This window comes from Hydrocoleum sp. CS-953, from assembly GCF_002260545.1.
Lineage (GTDB): Bacteria > Cyanobacteriota > Cyanobacteriia > Cyanobacteriales > Microcoleaceae > Trichodesmium.
Genome location: NZ_LGSU01001011.1, coordinates 1 through 6023, shown reverse-complemented (window position 1 = coordinate 6023; position 6023 = coordinate 1). Strand labels below are relative to the sequence as shown.

Here is a 6023-nt window from a genome sequence, read left to right as displayed (position 1 = left end):
TTACCAAAAAATGAGGTCTAAAGCCTCCCCTTTTAAGGGGATGAAAAAAATATTTAACTCAGTATTTCAAGCCTCCGACTTTAAGTCGTAAGTTCACTGATAACTGTTTCGCTGCGCGACATGTTTGCGGAGCAGTCCGTCAGGATAAAGCGCAGCTCCTCCGCAGGAGGCTAACTGAAATGACCTATTGTTGGATTTTGACAAATAATTTAAACTAGCTTATATTAGATTATAAATGATAATTAGTTTGGCAATGGTTTGATGGAAATAATTGATTATATAATTGTTACAATTTACCTATTATTTATAATAATTTTTGGATTTTTTCTACAAAGAAAAGCATCGACAGGAATTGAGTCTTATTTTCTGGGAAATCGCAATCTTCCTTGGTGGATATTGGGTGCTTCTGGTATGGCTTCTAATACTGATTTGGCTGGTACTATGCTATTAACTTCTTTGGTTTATGCTTTGGGAACTAAGGGATTTTTTATTGAAATTCGGGGTGGAATTGTATTAATTATGGCGTTCCTAATGACGTTTATGGGAAAGTGGAATCGTCGCGCTCAAGTAATGACTATTGCTGAATGGATGGAGTTACGTTTTGGCAATGGTAGAGAAGGAAATATTGCCAGAATTATTAGTGCGGTTGCTAATATTATTTTTGCTATTGGTACGATGAGTTATTTTGCTGTTGGAGGAGGAAAGTTTTTAGGAGAATTTTTAGGTATTGATGATAGAGTTGCTGGTATATTATTGATTTTATTGGCTCTCATCTATACTGCTGTAAGTGGATTTTATGGAGTTGTTTTGACGGATGTTTTTCAAGGAATTTTGATTTTTGTAGCGATTTTATATATCTGTTTTATTGCTTTTAAAACAGTAAGTTTGCCAGAGACTTTTGCTATTTCAATTCCAGGTACGGAACAATTACAAGAATGGAGTTTGAAGGAATGGAGTAGTATTATTCCACCGATAAAAATTGACTTGCCAGGAGATTATAGTATTTTTAATTTGTTTGGTGGAGTGATGTTATTTTATATTTTTAAAGTATTTCTAGAAGGTAAAACTGGTCCGAAAAGCTTTTTTTTCTACCAAAACAAAGCTAGTCAAAATTAGAATTTTTAGGGTTATTTTCTAATGAGTTAGCCAAAAAATTACGACGTAATTTTAACTGAATATCTTCTAAAAGCTTACGATTAACTGACATCAAATCAGCAATTAGACCAAAAATAAATAACTGAAAGCCCATTAAAATTAAAATTGCAGCTAAGACTAAACTAGGGACATGAGCTTTAGTCGTCCCACTCCAGTATAGAATTAACCAACGTAAACATAATATCAAACCAAAACCAAAGGGAATCGTCCCTAAAATTGTGAAAAACTTTAGAGGCTTATAAGTCATAAAAATCCGAACGATCGTAAAAATCGATCTTTGGATATAAGCTGGAATGCTTTTAACTAATCTGGATGGTCGTAAATAACCATTAGTTCTAATGGGGACAGAAATAATTGTCATTCCTTTTTGTCCAGCTTGGATAATTGTTTCTAGTGTGTAAGTATATTCATTAAAAACATTTAATTGTAGTGCTGCATTGCGAGTAATAGCACGGAAACCACTAGGAGCATCAGCAATATTTGTTTCACTAGCAATACGGACGACTAAACTACCTATTTTTTGTAAAAATTTCTTGATTGGTGAAAAATGTTTAATCTCTTGAATTGGTCTAGCACCAATTACTATTTCTGCTCTTCCATCTAAAATTGGTTCAATTAGTTTAGGTATATCTGCTGCACAATATTGATTATCAGCATCCGTATTAACAATAATATCAGCTCCATGGTGCAAACAGGCTTCTATTCCTGCCATAAAACCTTTTGCTAATCCTTGATTATATTCAAAATTAACAATATGATCGACTCCTGATGCTTTGGCCACTTCTAAGGTTTTGTCAATACTACCATCATTAATAATCAACCATTCGATCTTATCTATACCAGGAAGTTCTCTAGGTAATTCAGTTAGAGTCATTCCTAAAGTAGCTTCTTCGTTATAACAGGGAATTTGTATAATTAGTTTAGTCATTAATCTTTTTTCTCTTTTTTCTTTTGGTAACTAGGGTAGTTTGTCCGCTTTCAGTAGTGCAGTGGCTGGACTTATCTATGGCAACCTGAACTTGACTTTCTTTTTTACTTTTGTCAACCTCTCTAACTCTGTAAAATTCATACTAAACCCGCTTTAGACAAAAGCTTTATGATGAAGGGAAGGCAGAAGCCAGAGGGCAAAAGGGTTAGAGAATAATTTAAAAAAGGTACTTTTGATAACCCATATTTGGTATCATATCCTCAATCAGAAAACTATAATTTTATTATCTAATGATTAGAGTTTTTTTGGGAATAGCTTTACACTTTGTAATAATATTTTTTCATCGGAATATTGTCGAGGCTGACCTCACCAAACTAACTACTATATTATAAACAAGATTTACTGTTAAACTAATTCCTCTTCAACTACTCCCTTAACATGAGCCTGTAAAAATACGCATTTTCTCTGGTTCAATTTGTTGGCGATAGTGTAGACTAGCATAGCTAAAAGTGTTGATTAATCTAGTGGACTGAAACAGCTCAAACTGTGCAGACCGCTTTTTTTGGTATAATTTCTGTTATAGCAAGGTTTGAGTATTTTTTTGTAATGCACCATTTAAGGTGTCTCATTCTACTAGGATGTATTAGAAAGCTAAAATATAACGTTTGACAAAGATTGAAAAATATGTCATAACGCACCATTTTTTTTATATGTTTTACTCTACTACTAGCGCGTCTAGCTTGATCATGTAGGTAAGTTTTAGCAGATTTAGACCTTTACCCAACCCCCTCTCCTATAGCAGAAGTTAGGACATTTTTTCCCTCTACCCTCTTTTTCATAAGAGTAGTTTTTTTTCACCCACTTTAGTCTAGACCTATTATGACAAAGAGCAAGTTTTTTATCCTAACCATTTAATCAAATATGATCTAATATTAAACTTAATCAATATTTCCTACGAACCTCTGTTTTCTATTATCTATAAACCAGAGTCTTGTAAAATTATTTTTTCACCCTTAGTATAAGCTGTTGTGCATTTAAACGACTTATTGTTGTGTGCTTTGTTCAAGGGAAAACCATTATTAATTCTGAATTATGACTGGCTAAGATGCATTTTAAATCCGTCTTAGCTTAACATTATATTTNAAGCTGTTGTGCATTTAAACGACTTATTGTTGTGTGCTTTGTTCAAGGGAAAACCATTATTAATTCTGAATTATGACTGGCTAAGATGCATTTTAAATCCGTCTTAGCTTAACATTATATTTAAGATAAAAAAGAACTAAAAGTTAAGCCCCAAAAAACTACTTAACTCTTAGTTCTTTTTTTAATATTTGGCACTCCAACTATTACTTAGGTAGAGTAATTTATCATCCTAAAATAACTAAGGAGGTACACAAAATTAATTACACATTTTCTCAGAATGAATCCCTTATACTGTATACCTCACATCAAATTAGGGTAGCTATACCGTTTCACCGAAGTCAGAAGTCAGGAGTCAGAAGTTAGATTTGATAGACTAAAAACTTTGACAATAACATAGTTTCAGGCAATTATTTGACATTTAAAGTTGGAAACTATTTGTGACATCCTTAAAGTGAATTGGTATAAACAATTTTGTTTGGATGCTTATATTCATAGGACTTAGGTAGAAACCGGGTGGATCGACAAAATTTTGTGATTTGAAAAACAATAATTAGGATAATAAACCCGGTTTCTTGTTTGAGTGTGTAACTCCTGTTCAATTGAAATGCAGAAACTAAATTAAATTACAGGAACATAACGTTCTTTTTCTGGAACATCAGTGTACTCAGCCACAATTTGTCGGAACTCGTCGCCATCAATAGTCTCTTTTTCAATCAACAGATCCACCAAACGATCGATAACAACCCGGTGATCCCGCATCATCTGACAAGCGTCTTCATAACAATGTTCTACAATAGTTCTAACTTGAGCATCAATACGAGAAGCAATTTCATCAGAATATTCTGAACGAGTCATTAAGTCACGACCCAAGAAGACCTCGCTTTGTTGAGTTTCCAGAGACATCGGACCTAAATCTGACATACCATAACGAGTCACCATTTGACGCGCCATTCCTGTAACCTGTTGCAGGTCATTACCAGCACCAGTAGTCACCTCAGCATCACCAAAAATTACCTTCTCAGCAGCGCGACCACCGAGAGCACCAGTAATGCGAGCTAGAATTTGCGATCTAGAGATTAAACCTTGCTCTTCATTAGGCATAAACCAGGTGAGACCACGAGCTTGACCGCGAGGTACCAAAGTCACTTTTTGCACGGGGTCATGTTCTTTAACTAGAGTACCAACAATGGCATGACCAACTTCGTGATAAGCAATAAGTCGCTTGCTCTTACCATCCATGAGTGGAGTACCTTCCATACCTGCAACTACTCTGTCTACAGCATCATCAATTTCTCGCATCGTAATTGCTTCTTTGCGACGACGAGCAGTCAGAATAGCAGCTTCATTCAATAGGTTAGCTAAATCTGCACCTGTAAAACCAGGAGTCCGACGAGCGATCGCGTCTAGAGATATTTCATTACTTAGCTTCTTATCGCGAGCATGAACATTTAGAATTGATAAACGACCCTTAATGTCAGGAGAATCTACAGTAACTTGACGGTCAAAGCGACCAGGACGTAACAATGCAGAGTCTAAAACATCAGGGCGGTTAGTTGCAGCAATAATAATAATTCCACTATTACCTTCAAAACCATCCATTTCAGTTAGTAACTGGTTAAGAGTTTGTTCTCTTTCATCATTACCACCACCGATACCAGCACCACGTTGTCTACCCACAGCGTCAATTTCATCAATAAAGATAATACAAGGGGCATTTTCCTTAGCCTTTTTAAATAGGTCTCGTACCCGGGAAGCACCCACACCCACAAACATTTCCACAAATTCAGAACCAGAGATACTGAAGAATGGGACACCAGCTTCACCAGCGATCGCCTTGGCCAACAAAGTTTTACCAGTTCCTGGAGGACCAACTAATAGCACACCTTTAGGAATACGCGCTCCTACAGCAGTAAATCTTTCTGGTTTTTTCAAGAAAGTCACAACCTCTTGTAATTCTTCTTTCGCCTCATCAACCCCAGCCACATCATCAAATAGAACACCTGTTTTGGCCTCCATTGAGAAGCGAGCTTTAGACTTACCAAAGTTCATTGCTTGTCCAGGGCCACCAGGAACATTACTAGAGCGACGGAATAAGAAGAACAGACCAACAATCAATAAAATTGGGAAAATCAAATTTCCTAATAAACCCCATACTGCTCCTTCGCTGCGTGGAGGGTGACTGTCAAAATTAATATTTGCCTCTCGCAGACGAGAAATTAGGTCTGGGGAGTTAGCAGGTAAATCTACTCGTAATCTTTCGACTTGGTTGTTCAGTTCATCCACAGCTTCCACAATAGCTGTACGACCACCATCATAGAGGTCTACACTTGTAACTCGATCTGCTTGTAAGTAGTCCAAAAATCTGCCATAGCTCATACGGGTTCTCGCAGCGTTGTTACCCATATTTACTGCTGTTTGGGCAAATGCCCCTTGCCAGATAAAAAAACCAATGACCAAAGCTGGCAAACTCCAAAGTACAATGGTTCTCCAAGAAATTTTCATCAAAAAATGGCCTCTTTTAGTAAAATTGCATTAATAATGTAGTTTTCTACACTCATAATATTAACAAAATTTAACTTAACAAGAGAGATTAGGGCAACTGGTAGTGCATCAGCAAAGTGTGGGATAAGTCGCGTATGGCTGGCGAATAATCACTCAAAGCACTGATATATAAAGGTTAACCACATTGTTGTCGTGAAAAAAGTGCAAATTTTTCAGCCTTTAAGACTAAAAAGTTAAGACAGCTGGCAGACTTCCATAATAAAGATACAGCTACAATTATTTATTCCTCCAAATG

General features: G+C 36.1%; 3 protein-coding genes. 1 reads left to right on the top strand and 2 read right to left on the bottom strand.

The features are described from left to right. The first annotated feature begins 261 nt into the window (after positions 1-261). Positions 262-1116 (top strand): hypothetical protein, encoded by an 855-nt coding sequence (locus tag AFK68_RS14550; protein WP_246844194.1) that lies wholly within the window; start codon positions 262-264, stop codon positions 1114-1116. Here AFK68_RS14550 and AFK68_RS14545 read toward each other — a convergent pair. Continuing rightward, the gene (locus AFK68_RS14545; RefSeq protein WP_094673427.1) at positions 1103-2083 is read right to left on the bottom strand and encodes a glycosyltransferase family 2 protein; all 981 of its coding nucleotides are present in this window, start codon (positions 2081-2083) and stop codon (positions 1103-1105) included. The genes AFK68_RS14550 and AFK68_RS14545 overlap by 14 nt on opposite strands. A 1761-nt stretch (positions 2084-3844) precedes the next feature. Next, positions 3845-5728: an ATP-dependent zinc metalloprotease FtsH2 gene (gene ftsH2, locus AFK68_RS14540; RefSeq protein WP_094673426.1), complete on the bottom strand. Its 1884-nt coding sequence runs from the start codon at positions 5726-5728 to the stop codon at positions 3845-3847. Positions 5729-6023: the final 295 nt, after the last annotated feature.

Bases quoted from the DNA above. Each gene is read 5' to 3' on its own strand.
- AFK68_RS14550 (WP_246844194.1), top strand. From the start codon at position 262: ATGGAAATAATTGATTATATAATTGTTACAATTTACCTATTATTTATA.
- ftsH2 (WP_094673426.1), bottom strand. From the start codon at position 5,728: ATGAAAATTTCTTGGAGAACCATTGTACTTTGGAGTTTGCCAGCTTTG.
- AFK68_RS14545 (WP_094673427.1), bottom strand. From the start codon at position 2,083: ATGACTAAACTAATTATACAAATTCCCTGTTATAACGAAGAAGCTACT.